This is a genomic window from Saccharopolyspora rhizosphaerae, from assembly GCF_003931915.1.
GTDB classification, from domain to species: Bacteria; Actinomycetota; Actinomycetes; order Mycobacteriales; family Pseudonocardiaceae; genus Saccharopolyspora; species Saccharopolyspora rhizosphaerae.
This window is the reverse complement of the sequence record NZ_RSAA01000016.1, coordinates 22720-38879: the sequence shown is the minus strand read 5'-3', so window position 1 is coordinate 38879 and position 16160 is coordinate 22720. Positions and strand designations below refer to the sequence as shown.

At 71.2% G+C, this 16160-nt stretch carries 18 protein-coding genes and 1 pseudogene; 9 read left to right on the top strand and 10 right to left on the bottom strand.

Features of this window, described 5'->3' with window-relative positions; translation table 11 throughout:
• Positions 1-79 precede the first annotated feature (79 nt).
• Both EIL87_RS17575 and EIL87_RS17570 read left to right on the top strand, forming a co-directional pair.
• Positions 80-637, top strand: coding sequence for an NADPH-dependent FMN reductase (locus EIL87_RS17575; protein ID WP_125091651.1), 558 nt, complete (start codon positions 80-82; stop codon positions 635-637).
• Positions 638-713: 76 nt separating this feature from the next.
• The gene (locus EIL87_RS17570; RefSeq protein WP_125091650.1) at positions 714-1241 is read left to right on the top strand and encodes a Dps family protein; all 528 of its coding nucleotides are present in this window, start codon (positions 714-716) and stop codon (positions 1239-1241) included.
• A 73-nt stretch (positions 1242-1314) separates the two neighbouring features.
• Here the strand turns inward: EIL87_RS17570 and EIL87_RS17565 are convergent, their stop codons facing one another.
• On the bottom strand, positions 1315-2382 hold the full coding sequence (locus tag EIL87_RS17565) for an NADH:flavin oxidoreductase/NADH oxidase (RefSeq protein ID WP_199740477.1): 1068 nt from the start codon (positions 2380-2382) through the stop codon (positions 1315-1317).
• A 46-nt stretch (positions 2383-2428) separates the two neighbouring features.
• Positions 2429-2953 carry a TetR/AcrR family transcriptional regulator gene (locus tag EIL87_RS17560; RefSeq protein WP_125091648.1) on the bottom strand — a complete coding sequence of 175 codons (525 nt, stop codon included), beginning with the start codon at positions 2951-2953 and terminating at the stop codon, positions 2429-2431.
• 63 nt (positions 2954-3016) lie between these two features.
• Here EIL87_RS17560 and EIL87_RS17555 point away from each other — a divergent pair, with 63 nt between their 5' ends.
• Positions 3017-3520 carry a GNAT family N-acetyltransferase gene (locus tag EIL87_RS17555; protein WP_125091647.1) on the top strand — a complete coding sequence of 168 codons (504 nt, stop codon included), beginning with the start codon at positions 3017-3019 and terminating at the stop codon, positions 3518-3520.
• A 59-nt stretch (positions 3521-3579) separates the two neighbouring features.
• On the opposite strand, the gene EIL87_RS17550 is transcribed toward EIL87_RS17555, so the two are convergent.
• A complete protein-coding gene (locus EIL87_RS17550) occupies positions 3580-5415 on the bottom strand; it encodes a prolyl oligopeptidase family serine peptidase (RefSeq protein ID WP_125091646.1) in 1836 nt (611 codons plus the stop codon).
• Positions 5416-5461: 46 nt separating this feature from the next.
• Positions 5462-5995: a CGNR zinc finger domain-containing protein gene (locus EIL87_RS17545; RefSeq protein WP_125091645.1), complete on the bottom strand. Its 534-nt coding sequence runs from the start codon at positions 5993-5995 to the stop codon at positions 5462-5464.
• A 38-nt stretch (positions 5996-6033) separates the two neighbouring features.
• Between EIL87_RS17545 and EIL87_RS17540 the strand changes: the two genes are divergently transcribed.
• Entirely contained in the window at positions 6034-6978 is a 945-nt protein-coding gene (locus EIL87_RS17540) for an EamA family transporter (RefSeq protein ID WP_125091644.1), read from the top strand.
• 2 nt (positions 6979-6980) lie between these two features.
• Here the strand turns inward: EIL87_RS17540 and EIL87_RS17535 are convergent, their stop codons facing one another.
• The 3 genes from EIL87_RS17535 to EIL87_RS17525 form a co-directional block, all read right to left on the bottom strand.
• Positions 6981-7439 carry a TspO/MBR family protein gene (locus EIL87_RS17535; RefSeq protein ID WP_125091643.1) on the bottom strand — a complete coding sequence of 153 codons (459 nt, stop codon included), beginning with the start codon at positions 7437-7439 and terminating at the stop codon, positions 6981-6983.
• Between the two features lie 58 nt (positions 7440-7497).
• Positions 7498-8427, bottom strand: coding sequence for an alpha/beta fold hydrolase (locus tag EIL87_RS17530; RefSeq protein WP_125091642.1), 930 nt, complete (start codon positions 8425-8427; stop codon positions 7498-7500).
• Between the two features lie 148 nt (positions 8428-8575).
• Positions 8576-9094 (bottom strand): GNAT family N-acetyltransferase, encoded by a 519-nt coding sequence (locus tag EIL87_RS17525; RefSeq protein WP_125091641.1) that lies wholly within the window; start codon positions 9092-9094, stop codon positions 8576-8578.
• A 101-nt stretch (positions 9095-9195) separates the two neighbouring features.
• Here EIL87_RS17525 and EIL87_RS17520 point away from each other — a divergent pair, with 101 nt between their 5' ends.
• From EIL87_RS17520 to EIL87_RS17510, 3 genes and pseudogenes are all read left to right on the top strand, one after another.
• Complete coding sequence (locus tag EIL87_RS17520; protein WP_158628656.1) at positions 9196-9513, top strand: GrpB family protein; 318 nt, start codon at positions 9196-9198, stop codon at positions 9511-9513.
• 3 nt (positions 9514-9516) lie between these two features.
• Positions 9517-10002 (top strand): annotated as a pseudogene (locus EIL87_RS27950) (GrpB family protein); the annotation flags it as partial.
• Between the two features lie 182 nt (positions 10003-10184).
• A complete protein-coding gene (locus tag EIL87_RS17510) occupies positions 10185-10625 on the top strand; it encodes a hypothetical protein (protein ID WP_233576335.1) in 441 nt (146 codons plus the stop codon).
• 23 nt (positions 10626-10648) lie between these two features.
• On the opposite strand, the gene EIL87_RS17505 is transcribed toward EIL87_RS17510, so the two are convergent.
• Positions 10649-11131, bottom strand: a complete 483-nt coding sequence (locus EIL87_RS17505) for a DUF1203 domain-containing protein (RefSeq protein ID WP_125091638.1) — start codon at positions 11129-11131, stop codon at positions 10649-10651.
• A gap of 107 nt (positions 11132-11238) precedes the next feature.
• Positions 11239-12645 (bottom strand): putative bifunctional diguanylate cyclase/phosphodiesterase, encoded by a 1407-nt coding sequence (locus EIL87_RS17500; protein ID WP_125091637.1) that lies wholly within the window; start codon positions 12643-12645, stop codon positions 11239-11241.
• A 246-nt stretch (positions 12646-12891) separates the two neighbouring features.
• On the opposite strand from EIL87_RS17500, the gene EIL87_RS17495 reads away from it, so the two are divergent.
• Together EIL87_RS17495 and EIL87_RS17490 are read left to right on the top strand one after the other, a co-directional pair.
• A complete protein-coding gene (locus tag EIL87_RS17495; RefSeq protein WP_267898861.1) occupies positions 12892-13638 on the top strand; it encodes an AraC family transcriptional regulator in 747 nt (248 codons plus the stop codon).
• A 491-nt stretch (positions 13639-14129) separates the two neighbouring features.
• A complete protein-coding gene (locus tag EIL87_RS17490) occupies positions 14130-14312 on the top strand; it encodes a hypothetical protein (RefSeq protein ID WP_125091635.1) in 183 nt (60 codons plus the stop codon).
• A gap of 175 nt (positions 14313-14487) precedes the next feature.
• On the opposite strand, the gene fucP is transcribed toward EIL87_RS17490, so the two are convergent.
• Entirely contained in the window at positions 14488-15864 is a 1377-nt protein-coding gene (gene fucP / locus EIL87_RS17485) for an L-fucose:H+ symporter permease (protein WP_125091634.1), read from the bottom strand.
• Positions 15865-16160: the final 296 nt, after the last annotated feature.

The following is a 16160-nucleotide window of genomic DNA, read 5'->3' as shown; positions in this document are numbered from 1 at the left end:
GCGGGCTCGAGGTCCTAGCGTGACCCGCACGAGCACAACGGGGGCGACAGGTCCCAGGTTCGGGTGAAAGGATCGGCACATGACGGTGACCGTGGTGGGGATCGGTGGATCGGTCCGCGCCGACTCGCAGTCCGAGCGCGTGCTGCACGCCGCGCTGGAGGGCGCGAGGGAGGCGGGGGCGAAGGTCCGGGCGATCACCGGTGCCGACCTGGAACTGCCGTTCTACGACCCGCACGTGACCGAGCGGTCGTCCCGCGCCACTGAGCTGGTCGAGGCGCTGCGCAGTGCCGACGGGGTGCTGATCGCCTCGCCGGGTTACCACGGCACGGTGTCCGGCCTGGTCAAGAACGCCCTCGACTACGTCGAAGACCTGCGGGGCGACACCCGCCCCTACCTCGACGGCCGCGCCGTCGGCTGCATCGGCATCGCCTACGGCTGGCAGGCCACCGTCACGACGCTGCAGGCCCTGCGCTCGGTCGTGCACGCGCTGCGCGGGTGGCCCACCCCGCTGGGTGGTGCCGTGAACTCGGCCGAGACCCGGTTCGCCGCGGACGGCGCGTGTGACGACGAGAAGGTCGCCGCCACCTTGAGCACCATCGGTCGGCAGGTCGTGGAGTTCGCCGAACGCCAGGTGTGAGAACCGGCGTGCGCGGGTAACCCGAGGAAAGCACCCTGAAGCGGTCTGCACGTCCTCGAGGAGGTTCTGCGTACCCATGGCCCACAAGAACGACTCCAAGGCCGATGCGAAGAAGAACGCGGTGAAGAAGGGCGCTTCTCCGATCACGAGCCCGCTCAGCGACTCCGACCGCGACGTCACCGGCAGGGTCCTGCAGGACACCCTGCTCGACCTGATCGACCTGCACCTGGTCGCCAAGCAGGCGCACTGGAACGTCGTGGGCAAGTTCTTCCGCGACGTGCACCTGCAGCTCGACGAGTTGGTCTCGGCCGCACGAGGCTTCGCCGACGACGTCGCGGAGCGCGCGGTGACCATCGGGGTCTCCCCGGACGGCCGCGCCGCGACCGTGGCGAAGGGTTCCGGCGTGCCGGAGTTCCCGGCCGACTGGAGCACCGACCGCGAAGTGATCGAGGCGATCGTGGAAGCGCTCGGCGAAGTCGTCACGCGGCTGCGCAAGCGCATCGACGAAACCGACAAGACCGACCTGATCACCCAGGACCTGCTGATCTCGGTCGCCAGCGAGCTGGAGAAGTCGCACTGGATGTGGCAGGCCCAGCTCGCATGACGAGGGGCGGGGAAGCGTCCCCGGACCTTCCCCACCCCTCGCGCACCGCGGGAGTCCGCCGGACTCCCGCGGTTCAGCGTGCGCGCTCGTACTGGACGGGCCAGAGGCTGTCCGCCCGCAGCCGGTCGGCCGCGTGCAGCGGCCAGTGCGGGTCGCGCAGCAGTTCGCGACCGAGCAGCACGGCGTCGGCCGAACCCGAGGCGATGATCTCCTCGGCCTGCTCCGGGGCGGTGATCAAGCCGACCGAGGCCGTCGGGACCTCGGCGTCCAGCCTGATCTGCCGGGCGAACGGCACCTGGTAGCCGGGCCGGACCGGGATCTGCGCGTCGGGGATCGCACCACCGGTCGAAGCGTCGACCAGGTCCACGCCCCGCTCGGCCAGCAGGCGCGCCAGCCGCACCGAGTCGTCGCCGGTCCAGCCGCCCTCGGCCCAGTCGGTCGCCGACAGCCGGGCGAACAGCGGCTTGCCCTCCGGCCACACCGCGCGCACCGCGTCGGCGATCTCCAGCAGCACCCGCACCCGGTTCTCGAAGGTGCCGCCGTAGGCGTCGGTGCGGTCGTTGACCAGCGGCGAGTAGAACTGGTGCGCCAGGTAGCCGTGCGCGAAGTGCAGCTCGACGACGTCGAAGTCGGCCTCGTCGGCGCGGCGGGCCGCGGCGGCGAAGTGCTCGGGCAGCTCGGCGACCTCCTCCGCGGTCAGCGCGCGGGGAGCGGCCAGGTCACCGAAGGCCTTGTCGGTCGAGCTGACGGACTGCCAGCCACCCTCCGACTCCCCGACGGTGGTGCTGCCCTCCCACGGTCGGCTCGCCGAGGCCTTGCGCCCGGCGTGCGCGAGCTGGATGCCGGTGGCGGCACCCCGGGCGTGCAGGAAGTCGGTGATGCGTCGCCACGCCGCGACCTGCTCGTCGTTGTAGATGCCGGTGTCGTGCGGGGTGATGCGGCCTTCCGGCACGACTCCGGAGGCCTCGGCGATGACCAGACCTGCGCCGCCGATGGCGAACTGGCCCAGGTGGACCAGGTGCCAGTCGTCAGGCACGCCGTCGGTCGCCGAGTACTGGCACATGGGCGAGACCCAGACGCGGTTGCGGACGGTCAGATCACGCAGCTTGATCGGTTCGAACAGATGGCTCACGAACAGCATGACGATCGTGCGGAACGAGATATTCCGCGCTGGTCGAGGGCTTTTCTCACAGCCGGGCCAGGAAGTCCTCGAAGGCCTCGTCGACGCGGTCGGCATCACCGGTGGCCAGCAGGTCCAGCACCAGGCCGCGCAGCGCCGCGAGCGTGAGCGTCGCCTCGGCCTCCGCGCCACCGAGCGCGGCGCGCAGCCGGGGGAGCCACTCGCGCACGCTGGCCTCGCCGAAGCCCTCCCACGCGCCGCCGCGCAGTGAGCGGGCGTAGCTCTCGAAGAAGAACCGGACGACGTCGTGGTGCGCGGGATCGCGCAGCCACCGCCACAGCGCCCGGAGCGCTGCGATCCGGTCCGGTTGTTTGGCGAGGGCCTCGGACAGCAGCTCCAGCTGGACGTCGCGGGCATGCCGGTGCACCTCGCGGACCAGCCCTTCCTTGGAACCGAAGAAGTACAGCAGCATCCGCGGGCTCGACCCGACCGCCGCGGCCAGCGGGCGCAGGGAGACCTCCGACAGGCCGTGGTCGGCCGAGTAGGCGAGCAGCTTGGCCAGCAGTTCCTCACGTCGTCCGGACTCGGCCACGGGTTGTCCTCCCGGCTACGCTGGTGGGTGAAACGATTGTTTCACCCTAGTGGGAGCCACGTCATGACCGAGACCGCCGAGATCACCCTCCGCACCGGCCCACGTCCGGGAGACCTGGGCAAGGTGCTGACCATGCACGGCGAGCTCTACGCCCGCGAGCACGGCTTCGACGAGGACTTCGAGGCGCACGTGGCGCGCGGTCTCGCCGACTTCGCCGCAGCGCTGGCCGCCGGCGACGACCCGGGCCGGCTCTGGGCGGCGGAGCGGGACGGGCACGTCGTCGGCACGGTCGCGCTGACCGACGAAGGCGGTGGGCTGGCGCAGTTGCGCTGGTTCCTGGTGGACCCGTCGGCCCGGGGCACCGGGCTGGGACGTCGTCTCCTCGACGCCCTGCTCGAGCACGCCCGGGAACGCGGGTACCGCCAGGTCAAGCTCTGGACGGTCGACCGCCTGGAGGCCGCGGCCCACCTCTACCGCGCGGTCGGCTTCCGCTGCACCGAACGACACCCGGTCCGGCAGTGGGGCCACGACCTCGACGAACTGCGCTACGACCTGCACCTGGTCTGACGCCGGGTGCCCCCGGGTCACCGGCTCCCGAGGAACGCGACGACCCGAGGGCGCGGGGTTCAGCCCAGGCCGACCGCCCGGCGGGCGAAGTGGATCTCGGTCGCGACCTGCCGCAGCGTCTCCGCGACGACCAGCGAGCCGTGCCCGGCGTCGTAGCGGTAGAACTCGAACGGGATGTCCCGCTCGCCCAGCCGGTCGAGGTAGTTGAGGATCTGCTGGATCGGGCAGCGCGGGTCGTTGTCGCCGGCCAGCACCAGGACCGGCGCGCGCACCTGGTCCACGTAGGTGATCGGCGAGGCCTCCTCGTAGACGTCCGGGATCTCCTCCGGGGACCCGCCGAACAGCGCGCGGTCGTAGGCGCGCAGCGGCTCCATCTCGTCGGCGAAGGCCGAGACGTAGTCGGCCACCGGCACGCCGGCGACCCCGCCCGCCCAGCGCTCCGACTGCGTGCCCAGCGCCAGCAGCGTCAGGTAGCCGCCCCAGGAAGCACCGGCGACGACGCTCAGGTCCGGCCTGGTCAACCCGGTCTCGATCGCCCAGTCGTGCACGAGCGCGACGTCTTCGAGCTCGGTCGTCCCCGGCCTGCCCTCGATGGCGTCCCGCCACGCCGAACCGTACCCGGTGGAGCCCCGGTAGTTGATCTCCACGACGGCGAACCCGGCGTCCAGCCAGGCCGCGCGGTAGGCGGAGAACCGGTCCTCGTCGGCCGCGTGCGGCCCGCCGTGCAGGCTGAACACCGTCGGCAGCGGGCCGTCGGCCGCGCCCTCCGGGCGTGCGACCAGGGCGTGCACGCTCTCGTTCGGGCCGTGGGGGTTGTCGACGAAGACATCGCTCACCGACTGCGAACCCGGCGGCCGCTCACCGGGAGGGGTCAGCAGGACCTGGTCGTCACCGGTGGCGGACACGGTGCGGACCAGCGACGGCGTCGCCGCCGAGGACCACACGTACTCCACCGCGCGGTCCGGTCGCACCGAGGCACCCGCGACCGTGCCCGGCGAGGTGGCGAGCTCGGTGAGCTCACCGGAGTCGAGGTCGTAGCGGTGCATCGTGGTGCGCGCGTGCTGGGTGTGCGCGATCAGCAGCGCCTTGCCGTCCGGGTACCAGTCCGCCGAGACCTCACCGGGCAGGTCCAGCTGCAGCTCGGTCTCGGTGTCGGCGACGACGTCCCAGATCAGCAGCTCCTCCTTGCCGCGGCGCTCGTGCAGCACCAGCAGCCGCGGGTCGCCGGTGACCGGGGCGAACGCCAGTGCGTCCAACCCCTTGCCCGGGCCGTCCCACTTCTCGGCGACCGCGGAGCCGTCGGTGCGCAGCACCCGCAGCGCCGGGTGGCGGGAGTCGCCGTGCTCGGAGTGGGAGATGACCAGCATGGTCTCGTCCCAGGACATCGCCGAGAGCCCGCCGTCCTGCTCGTGCTGGTAGAGAACCTCGGGCTCACCGCCGTCGCGCACCACCCACACGGTGACGCCGTCGTCGGTGGACATGCCCAGGCCCACCACCGAGCTGCCGAGCTCGAGACCGGCGGGGTAGCCGGGGTGGGTGCCGGGTACAGCGGGTGCGGCGGTGCCCTTCTCGAACGGCTCGACGATCCAGCTGCCGAACTCGTCGCCGTCGGTGTCGTCGAACCACCAGATCTTGTCGCCGTCGACCGACAACGTGCCGTGGAACGTCCCCTGTGGACGGTCGGTGACCTGCCGGTGCTCGTCGGATTTGCGGTCCCAGGCGTAGATCTCCCACGTGCCGCTGGAGTTCGACACGTACAGGCTGCGCTGCGGCGCGTCGCGGGCCCAGTCGGGCAACGACACCCGCGGGGCGGTGAACCGCGTGCGCCACCGGGCCTCGCGCTCGTCGTCCTCGAACAGTGCAGTGGGGATCTTCGCCTCGGGATAGGTGCTCACGCCCCCGATACTGCCCGATCGGCTGGACGGGTGCGCGCACCTGGTCTCAGCGGCTCTTGCGGGCCCGGTACGCGGCGACGGCGTTGCGGTTGGCGCAGGCCGTGGTGCAGAAGCGCCGGGACCGGTTGCGGGTGAGGTCGAGGACCACGCCCTGGCAGCTCTCGTCCGCGCACACCGACAGCCGCGACATCTCGTCGAGGCGGACCACGTCGACCACCGCCATCGCCGTCTCCACGACCACCCGGCGAGCCAGCGGCGCGTCGGCGTCGATGGCGTGCAGGTGCCAGTCCTCGTCGCCGTGCCGCACCAGCTGGGGCAACGCTCCGGCTTCGGCCAGCATGTCGTTGACCAGCTCGGCAGCGTGGTCGCGGTCGGTGGTCAGCAGGTCGCGCAACACCGGGCGCAGCGCGCGCAGCTCCTCGAGCTCGACCTCGTCGCGGTCGCGCCGCCCGGTGTAGCGGTGCTCGGCGTACCAGGCGTCGACGGCCTGGACGGTGGTGAGCGCGTCCGGCTCCCCAGCGCTGTTGACCAGGGCGACGGCCGCCTGCAGCCCAGCTTCCGTGTCATGGCCAAAAATCATGTTGACATATTACACCCTCGGTCATAGCGTCATTTGCCATGACGCAGTTAGCGAATGACAGGGCTGGTGTCCGCGCCGCTCCTCACCTCGGTGGCGGGCTGCTGCTCGCGCTGCTCTCGGCGGGCACGTTCGGCATGTCGGGGGCGTTGGCGCGGGGCCTGCTCGAATCCGGGTGGAGTCCGGGAGCGGTGGTGCTGGCCCGGCTCAGCGTGGGGGCGCTGGCGCTGGCGCCGTTCGCGCTGATCGCGCTGCGCGGCCGGTGGCGGCTGCTGCGCGCGCAGACCCGCCCGGTGCTGATCTACGGCGGACTCGGGATGGCGGGCACGCAGTTCTGCTACTTCTCCGCGGTGAGCACGATGGACGTGGCTCCCGCGCTGCTCATCGAGTTCACCGCGCCGGTCGCGATCGTCGGCTGGCTGTGGCTGCGGCGGGGGCAGCGCCCCACCGCGCTGACGCTGCTGGGCGCGGCGTCGGCGATCGCGGGCCTGGTGTTCGCGCTGGACCTGGCTTCGGGCGCGGGCGTCGCGTGGGCGGGCGCGGCCTGGGCGTTCGCGGCGATGATCGGCAACGCCGCGTACTTCCTGATCTCGGGGGAGACCGAGGGCGTCCTCCCGCCGATCACCCTGGCCGGCGTCGGTCTCGCGCTGTCGGCGGGGATCCTCGCGCTGCTCGGTGCGATCGGGATCCTGCCCATGCACGCGTCATCCGCCCCGGCGGCCTACGCGATCGGCGGCACCCCGTGGTGGGCACCGGTGGTGGCGCTCGGCGTGCTCTCCGCAGCCGTCGCCTACGCGACGGGCACCGCCGCGACCCGCCGCCTGGGCTCCCGCCTGGCGTCCTTCGTCGCCCTCACCGAGGTGCTGGCCAGCGCGCTGTTCGCCTGGGCCCTGCTCGACCAGCGGCCCGGTGTCGCGGTCGTCCTCGGTGGAGTGCTGATCATCGGCGGCGTCGTCCTGGTCCGGCTGGGCGACCGCAGCGCCTGAGCTCAGGAGTTGCGGCGCGCGATCGCCGTCGACAGCGCGGTGGCGAACGCGCACCACGCCACGTACGGCGCCAGAGCGGCCCCGGCGCGCCGGTCGGCTCGCGCGGTCCGCGCGAGCAGGTCCACCGAGCTGGCCGTCAGGGCCGCGGCCTCCACGGCCGCCCACCCGGGGCGCTGAGCCCGCCAGAAGACCCAGGTCCACCCGGCGTTGAGCACGAGGTTGCGGGCCAGAGCCGGCACGTAGCCGGACCGCTCGGGAAGCCGGGACAGCGCGGCGGCCGACGAGAGGGCGATGTCGGTGTACAACGTGCTCCACACCGGCCCGAACACCTGGGGCGGCGGCTGCCACGAAGGCTTGCGCAACCGCCGGAACCAGGTGCTCTCGGAGTCCACCCCGGCTGCGCCGACCACCGCCGTCGCAGCGACCGCGATTCCCGTTCCGACCAACACCCTCCACCGCATGCCTCGATTGTCGACCATGAACCGCCGCACCGCTGTGCAAGCGGACCGGCTGACGTCCTCAGTGCGCGGTGCCGGTGTTCCGGAGGTGCTGCGTGAGGAGCTCGGCGCACCGACCCGGTGAGGTCAGCCACGGCGCGTGCCCGCCCCGGACTTCCTGGACGACCGCGGACGGGAAGCGCTCCAGCGCGGACCGGGCGCGGTCGAGCCGCATGACGGGGTCGTCCTCGCCCCACAGGAAGAGGCACGGCGCTCGGACGGACTCGACGTCCGCGCTGCTGAGGACGCTCCCCGGACGGGGCTTCCGCAGCCCGTCGAGCTCGCGCAACCACGTGGTCAGGGTGCGCACGTTCCCGGGCCGGCGTGAGCTGAGCCGGGCGACCTCCACGAGTTCCCGAGGCGCGTTCGCCGCGTCCGCGCGCCCCAAGATCTGGCTGATCAGGACGCGGAAGAGCCGGACTGGTGCCGGGACGCGCTGGACCAGCGGCCCGATCCCGCGCGCCATCAGGAGGCTGAGCAGGGGCGGGACCGCGACCCCGGGGAGCGCGGGCGCGGGAACGCCCATCGCGGTGAAGGAGCGGACGCGCTCCGGACAGGCTGCGGCGAACCACAGGCCCAGCGTGCCGCCCAACGAGTTCCCCACGAGGTGGGCGGAGCTGAGCGAGAGCTCGTCGAGCAGCTCGGACACCAGGAGGTGGCCGTGCCGTCGAGCGGGACGCGGCTCGATGCGGCTGGGGCCGGCCAGCCCGTGTCCGGGGAGTTCGACGAGGTGCACCTGCACGCCCGAGAGCTCTGCGGCCAGTGGAAGCCAGCTCGTGGCGGGAAGACCGGCCGCGTGCAGGAACACCACGGGCTCACCAGATCCCCAACGCCAGACCCGCAGCTCTTCCCCGCTCGTGGGCAACGCGCGGACGGAGTCCGTCGCCGACAGCCGGTACCGGGAGAAGAGCGCGGCTTCTGCGGACCTGACCGCCTCGTCCAGTCCTCGCACGTGGTCACCCCGCTGCTGCCGTCACCGCGCGTCCTCTGCGTGCAGACAGGGAGCAACGGTAAGCCCGCACCCTCGGCATGATCCACATCGCGAGACGCGGGTCATACGAGCAGGAACCGGGGCTGGATCGGGACGTCGGGTGCCGGCATCACGCGACCTGGGGACGTGGCTTGGTCATGTGGACCGCGCCCGCGATGTGCCCCGGTGGGAGCGGGTCGGGCAGTTCCGCGAGCCGGTAGCCGGCTCGTTCGTAGGTGGCGATGTTGCGGGTGCTCTTGGCGCCCGTGAAGAGGACGAACTGACCGATGTCCGGCGGCGCCACGCGTTCGACGCAGTCGAGCAACCATGACCCGATGCCCTGCCCCGCGAGGTCGGGGGCGACCATCAGCCGACCGACCTGCCAGGTGCTCCCCTCTCGTCGACCTCGCACCGCACCGACGAAGCGGCCCGCCCGGCGAACGACGAGCGTCGTCCACGACGTCGCCCACTCCAGCACCTGGGCGGGGCTCTCGTGCAGAGCGGGGACGTCGAGGCTCTCGTTGATCAGCGCTTCCGGCACCCAGCAGCACCGCTGGAGCACGACGAGCTCCGCGAGGTCGTCCTCGGTGAACGCGCTGAGCACGAGGTCGGGAAGTGGCGGGTCGGGGAGTGCGGCGTCGTCGATCATGACCTCAGAGGCTACTGCGCCTGCGGCGTGCCGGAGATGAGCTGGGAGTCGGCTCTGGCTGAGAGCACCTGCACCGGGACGGACCTTGCTGTGTGCGCCGCGTGCCTGCCGCCGCAATCGTCGCGCACGACCCGGCTTGGCCGACCCGAGCCGAGACCCTGCTCCGCCAGCCGCGCTCGGTGTTCGCCCCGCTCGACGGTGCTGAGGAGTTCACCTACGAGCACATCGGCTCCACGGCAGTGCCGGGTCTCGCGGCGAAGCCGATCGTCGACCTGCAGGTGCGGATGCCTTCGCTGCCGAGCCTGGACGCACTCCCCGATGTCCTCGCGCTCACTTTCGTCCACTCCCCGTGGTCGCGCTGCTCGGCGGTGCTGGTGGCGGAACCTCAGCGGCCCTCCGGGTCCGGGCGCCACTCCTGATGTGTGCCGGTCAACGGCGTCGCGGCGTCCTCCCCCGATGAACCGCTGAGAACTCCGGCGGTGCCGGTTGCTGGCGTGGTGAACCGAGAAAGCACTGTGGTGCTCGTCTTGAAGGTTTGGTGGTTCCGCTGCGGACGGTGCCGGTGGCGGAACCTCAGCGGCCCTCGGGGTCCGGGCGCCGCTCCTGACCGGTACACGGCGTCGCGGCGTCCAGCCACGGTTCGAGACCGGGTCTACCCGGACATCCCGAGGCCGGGCGACCGTGCGGAGCCCGAGCTCTCCGAGAAGCGGCTCTTCCGCGCTCCCCCCGACGAGGCCATCCTCCACATGCGACGCACCGACTCGCCTTTCGCCCAGTTCGTCGTCGATTTCCGCGGACACCACCCGGAGCAGGCCCGGCGCTACGAGCAGATCAAGCGCACCCTCGCCGAGCGGCACGCAGAAGCGCCGGACCACGACGACTACACCCGTGCCAAGTCGGACTTCCTCGACGAGATCCAGCCCCACCTCCGCCCCTGGGCCCGAAGCCGGACACCTGGCCCCCACGAGCCGAAGGCCCGGGTCCAGCCGCTCGCGGGCCGCCGTCCCAGCGGGCCTTCCGCGTTGATCGAGGTCACAATGGCCTCATGGGCGTCGATCACCCTGAGCCGAGCAGCGCAGAACGAGCAGCCGTGGACGAGCCGTCGCCGGAACACCAACGTCCGGACGGCGTCGACGACTCGACGGTGGCTGCGGTCGGCAAGGTCACCGAGGCGTTGGAAACCATCGAGCGTGCCCGCGGCCACCTGTACGAGTTCCACCAGCTCATCGGTTCCGGCGACGCAGCGCTCAGCGAAGGCGTGGCTGCGCTGCGGGAGTGCGGTCAGGGCGAGCTGGCCGACACGATCGAGCGCGAAGTCGTCGGCCGCAACGTCATCCGCGGACGGTGGACGTTCCAGATCGTCGAGGACTTCGACGACGGCTACTGGAGCTGCTTCCGCGAACACGAGCGACGAGCGCGGGAGCTGCTCGAGGGCCGGCGGCACGTGTTCGAAGCGGAGATGAAGGAGCGGGAGCGGAGCACCGACCAGCGCGGCCTGCCTCTCCGGGGACACGAGGCAACGCCGGACTGACGTCTCCTGCGCGGGTACACCGATCAGCGGCGCCGCAGCTCGAAGAGGAAACACCCGAACTCGACCGCGCGGACGTGCACGAGCGCCACAGCCGGGTCCAGGAACAGGTCCGAGGCGGTCCGCTCGGACTTCCCGGTCTTCCCGTCCAGCAGGCAGCCGCCCACGATCCGGCCCTCGGCGGAGTAGGCGCGCAGGACCCGGCGCGAGCCGCGGAGCGGTTCCGGCCAACCGGGACCGTCCGGACCGCCGCAGTCCTCCGCGTGGACGAAGACGGGACCGACCTCGTCGTCAGCTCCGGGCGTCACTCCGTGCTCCACCGCCCACCGCCGCAACGGCGCGCAGCTCACCAGCGCCACGCGTTCGCCCGGCTCTGCCCGCCGCAGGCAGCAGCGCAACGGCGGGCCCCCGGTCGTCTCGACGTGCGACTCGACCGCGCGACCCGCGTCGTCGACCTCCCGCAGCTCCTCCACCACCGTTCGGCCGATCTCCAGCACTCGGAAGTTCACAACTCGATCGTCGCCGGTGCGGGCGCTCTGGTCCGCCGAATTCGGCCATCACCGTGGAAGGACGATCGGGCGATCGCCGACGGGAGCGCGGTGGCGGCCGCGCTCGGTCAGGGTCGGCCGCCGGTGCTGCGCAGCAGGAGTGCCCGCAGGTCCGGTGGTGTGAGCGCCGGTGCGAAGAGCCAGCCTTGGTACGCCTCCACGCCCAGGTAGCGCAGTTCGCGGAACTGCTCCGAGGTCTCCACGCCCTCCGCGATGCAGCGGCGTCCCGTGGAACGGCTCATGTCCAGGATCGCGCGTGCGACGGCTCGCTTCGAGGGATCGGTGCCGATCTCGCACACGAACGTCCGGTCGATCTTGACCAGGCTGATCGGGAGGGTGGTGAAGCCGATCAGCGACGAGTAGCCGACGCCGAAGTCGTCGAGGGCGAAGCGGACGCCCCGCTCGGTCAGGGCGCGCATCGCGGCCTGGGTGTGCGGAGCCAGATCGGTGTGGGTGGTTTCGACGAGTTCGAGCACGACGCGCTCCGGTTGGATCCCGCTGTCGTCGATGATCTCGGTGACCTCGTCTGCGAAGTGCGGGTGGTCGGGGCGCAGGGCAGCGAGGTTGACCGTGACGGAGACCGGTCCGCGGCCGTGGTCCGGCCAGGTGACGGCCTCGCGCAGCGCGGTCCGGAGCACCCAGCGGTCGAGGTCGTGCAGCAGGTTGCCCTCCTCGGCGGTGGGGAGGAACTCTCCCGGGGGCAGCTCGCGGCCGAGGTGGTTCCAGCGGACGAGCGCTTCGGCGAACTGGACGGTGCCGGAGCCGTCGACGATCGGTTGGTAGCGCAACGACAGCCCGTCGTTGCCGAGCGCCTTCCGCAGCTGGGCTTCGCGGTGGAGGTGCGTGTTCGCGTCGTGCACCAAGGAGGCGTCGGCCAGGCGGACCTGGCCGGGACCTCCTCGCTTGGCTTCGAAGAGGGCGGCGTCCGCGAAGCGCAGGAGATCGTCGCCGCTGGTGCCGGGCGGAGCGCTGTCGCTCGCGGCGGCCCCGATCGACGCGGTGAAGCGGACCTCGAGCCCGCACTGGACGTGGACGGTGCTGTTCAGCAGGTGCGACACCTGAGCGGTCAGCGCTTCCACGCCACCGACCGTCGCCACGTCGGGGCAGACGACCAGGCACTTGTCGCCCGAGAGCCGGGCGACGGTGCAGCCCGCGGGGACGCTGCTCTGCAGCCGCCGGGTCAAGGTCACGATCAGTTCGTCGCCGGCTTCGTGCCCCAACGCGTGGTTGACCCGGGAGAACCGGTTGAGGTCGCAGCAGAGGACGGCGACGATCCCGGAGCCCGCTTCCTCGAGCAGCTCGGTGAGCAGGTCACGGGCCGCGGTGCCGTCCGGCAGTCCGGTCAGCTGGTCGCGGCCGCTCGCCCTGGCGGGCGAGGACCGCGGCCCGCGTCCCGTCTCGTACGGGGTGCTCGAGTCGTTTCCGTCGAGGAGCACGCCCGTGGCCGTGGTGACGTGGGCGCTCGTACCGGACACGGTGACCTCCTCCCCTCGTCGCGCACCGGTCAGTGCGCGGCCGTGCAGAACCGCCGTGACCTGGGTCGGACGATTCCCCCGTGTGGGGTCGGGGCACTAGAACGAACGTGCTCGGTGTCTAGGACGGTCTTGCTCGATCCCCGCGCGGAGGCAGGACTTCGTACCCGGTGGCCGCCGGGTGCGAAGTCCTGGAGATCGACACTGACAACAGGACTTCCGGCCGTCTAGCCTGGTCCTTTGGTCCTCGTGGAGTACGACATGCCGAAGCTGATCACTCCGGATGAAGTTCCGAACTGGGTTCCGGGCCGGCTGACGGTCCGCAACCCGGAGGAGGGGTGGTCGGGCCTTTCCGTGCGCGGCTACCGGTACAGCGGCTCCGACGTCGAAGTCCCGGCGGTGCGGGACTTCGTGGTCGTGGCCTACCGCGAAGGGCACACCGACATGCGTCGTCGGGTCGACGGGCGCTGGTCCAGCGCAGACGTCGGGCCGGGGGACGTCTCGCTGCTGACCCGGGCCGCCGACTCGCGGTGGGTGTGGCACGACGACCTCGACGTGCTGCTCGTGTTCCTCACCGAGCAGGAAGTCGTGGAAACCTGCCAGCAGATGTACGACCGCGACCTCTACGACGTCGAGGTCCGGGACGTGTTGAAGGCGACCGACCCGGCCATCCACCAGACGGCGCTGCTCGCGGCCCACGAAGCGGCTTCCGGAGCCGCCGGCAGCCAGCTGATGATCGACTCGCTGTCGTGCCAGCTCGCGGTGCAGCTCCTCCGCGGTTACGCGGACATCCAGTTCCGGGACGCCGGAACGGGCGACCGCCTCACCTTCCAGCAACTGCGCCTCGTGCGCGAGTACATCCGGGAGCACCTGCACGAAGACCTGTCCTTGCAGGACCTCGCCGGGGTGCTGGCGCTGAGCAAGTTCCACTTCGCCCGCCGCTTCCGCAACGCCACCGGAACGGTCCCCGCCCAGCGCAGGATGCGCGGCGCCTGACCCGTCTTTCGGGAGCTTCCGGCGCGTCCGTCGGGATCGGGAGCAGACCCGCAGGACGCGGACCCGTACGGCGCGGTCAGCGGATCGTCGATGAGCCTCCGGGGCCCTTCCAGCGCAGTCACCCGCCCCTCCGGCGCGCTCATCACGAAGCCGCTGGAGACCCCGCCGCGCTGCGGGGAGGAGCCCTCCCCTTCGAACTTCTCGCGAAGTTCGACGTGGAACGTCGGGCGTCGAACTTCGCGCGACGTTCGACGGCTTCCCGCTCGAGGCTCGGCCTCGGAACAACGGCTCCGCCGCGTCCTCGGTCAGCTTCCGGGCCGTAGCCGAAGCACTCGACGTGAAGAGCCCGCCCAGAGCAGGCCCGGTCGGTGCCCCTCGGACCGCAGCGCACCACGTGGGGACCCCTCGACCACGAGCGCCCTTCTTGACCAGCGGTGGGTGGCGCTCCGGTGCATCATGCGGTCACCGCAGCAGCTCACCGGGAGGGCGTCATGGCGAAGAGCAGTGCTGAGCATCGAGCCGCGGCCGAGGAGTGGTTGGAGAAGGCCGCAGCGGCTGACGGCAACCCCGAGGCGGTGCAGCAGAACCTCCAGCGCGCCCAGGTGCACGCGATGCTCGCGCTCACGCAGGCGCTGCAGGACCGCGGCACGTTCCCGCCCGGCAGCATCGAATGACAGCACCCGACCTGCTCATCCCTGTCGGCCGGATCCGCTCACCGCGCAGCGACGCCGAACTCCAGCGCCGTCCGCCCGTCCGCGACCGGAACGGCATGCGGAAGGGCCTGGCCGGAACTCCTCGCGGAGTCCTGACCAGGCCCTTCTCTCGGTCCGTGAGCACGGCCCTCGCCGATCACCCCTGGCCGGCGGGCACCGGCTCCTGCTCGCCGGCGGTGCGCGTGTGCCGCGCCTGGTCCAGGAAGAACAGCATGATCACCGCGAAGCAGACCGCACCGACGAGGAACGAGACCTGCAACGACCCGGTCACGTCGGACACGACGCCCTGCACCGCAGGGATCACCGCACCACCCACGATGGCCATCACGAGGATCGCGCCGCCGGTCTCCTGGTAGCGCTTGTCCTCGATGGTGTCCAGGGTGCGCCCGAAGATCGTCGGCCAGCACGGCCCCATCAGCAGGTTCGCCGCGATCACGCCCCAGATCGCCCACTGCGCCGGGCCCACCGCGGCCGCGGCCAGCACCACGGCACCGATCGCGCCGTAGGCGATCAGCACGTGCGCGGGGGAGAACCGGCTCATCAGGAAGTTCGCCGGGAACTTGCCGATGAAGAACGCGATGAAGCCGAAGATCATGTAGTTCGCGCCGGTGAACTCGTTCATGCCCGGGTGCGTCTCCAGCGCCAGCCGGATGGTGAACGACCACACCGCCGTCTGCAGGCCCACGTACATGAACTGGGCGCCGATGCCCTTGAGGAAGCGCGCGTTGGTCGACAGGTACTTCAGCGTCTCGCCGACAGTGGCCTGCGCCTTCTTCGACAGGACCTCGGCCTTGGGCCGGCAGCGCGGGTACTGGGTGATCGCGAACAACACCAGCAGCACCACGAGCACGACCAGGATGTACTTGTACGGCAGCAGCGTCTGGCCGAGCAGCCGCTCCACCAGGGCCTGCCGCTCAGCGCCCTCCACCTGCTGGATCTGCTGCTCCAGCGAGGCTTCGTCGTCGAAGACGAGGTACTTGCCGAGGATGATCCCGGCGAGGTTGCCCAGCGGGGTGAACGTCTGGCTGATGTTGAGCCGCAGCGTCGAAGTGCGTCGAGGCCCGAGCATCGAGCTGTAGGTGTTCGCCGAGGTCTCCAGGAAGCTCAGCCCCACCGCGATGGCGAAGATGGCCACCAGGAACACGCTGTAGGTGGCCATGTGCGAGGCCGGGAAGAACAGCCAGCACCCGACGATGTAGAGCACCAGCCCGACCATCACCGCGGCCTTGTACGAGGTCCGCTTGATGAACCGCGAGGCCAGGATCGCGATCAGGAAGTACCCGCCGTAGAAAGCGCTCTGCACGAACGCCGCCGCAGCGTCGCTGAGCTCGAACACCTGCTTGAACTGCGGGATCAGGATGTCGTTCAGCCCGGCCGCGGCGCCCCACATCGGGAACAGCAGCGACAGCAGGATGAACTGGAAGTAGGGCGTGCGGTCGAGGTAGCCGTCGTCGAGCGGGCTCCCTCCGGCCGCGCTGCCGTCCAACTCGCGCGCCCTGCTCTTGATCAGCATTCCGGTTCCTTTCGTGCCAGAGCGCCGGGATTCAAACCCGCAGCGCTGCCGGGGCGCAACCATCTTGATCGATCCCATCAGCAACGTTTGTTGTGGTGTGCGCGACACGGCGCGGCAGGGGGCTCCGGACTGGAACGGGTGCAACACCCCGGGTGCTCCGTCGCCCGCAGCTCGTGGCCTCAGTCACTGACTCGGGTTGCTCGTGCTGGAGCTGGAGACGCCGGTCCGAGGACGTTCGAGCGCGCGCGACCGCACGGGGGAGGCGAGGCTGGACGAGAAGCGCCCTGGACGCCAGG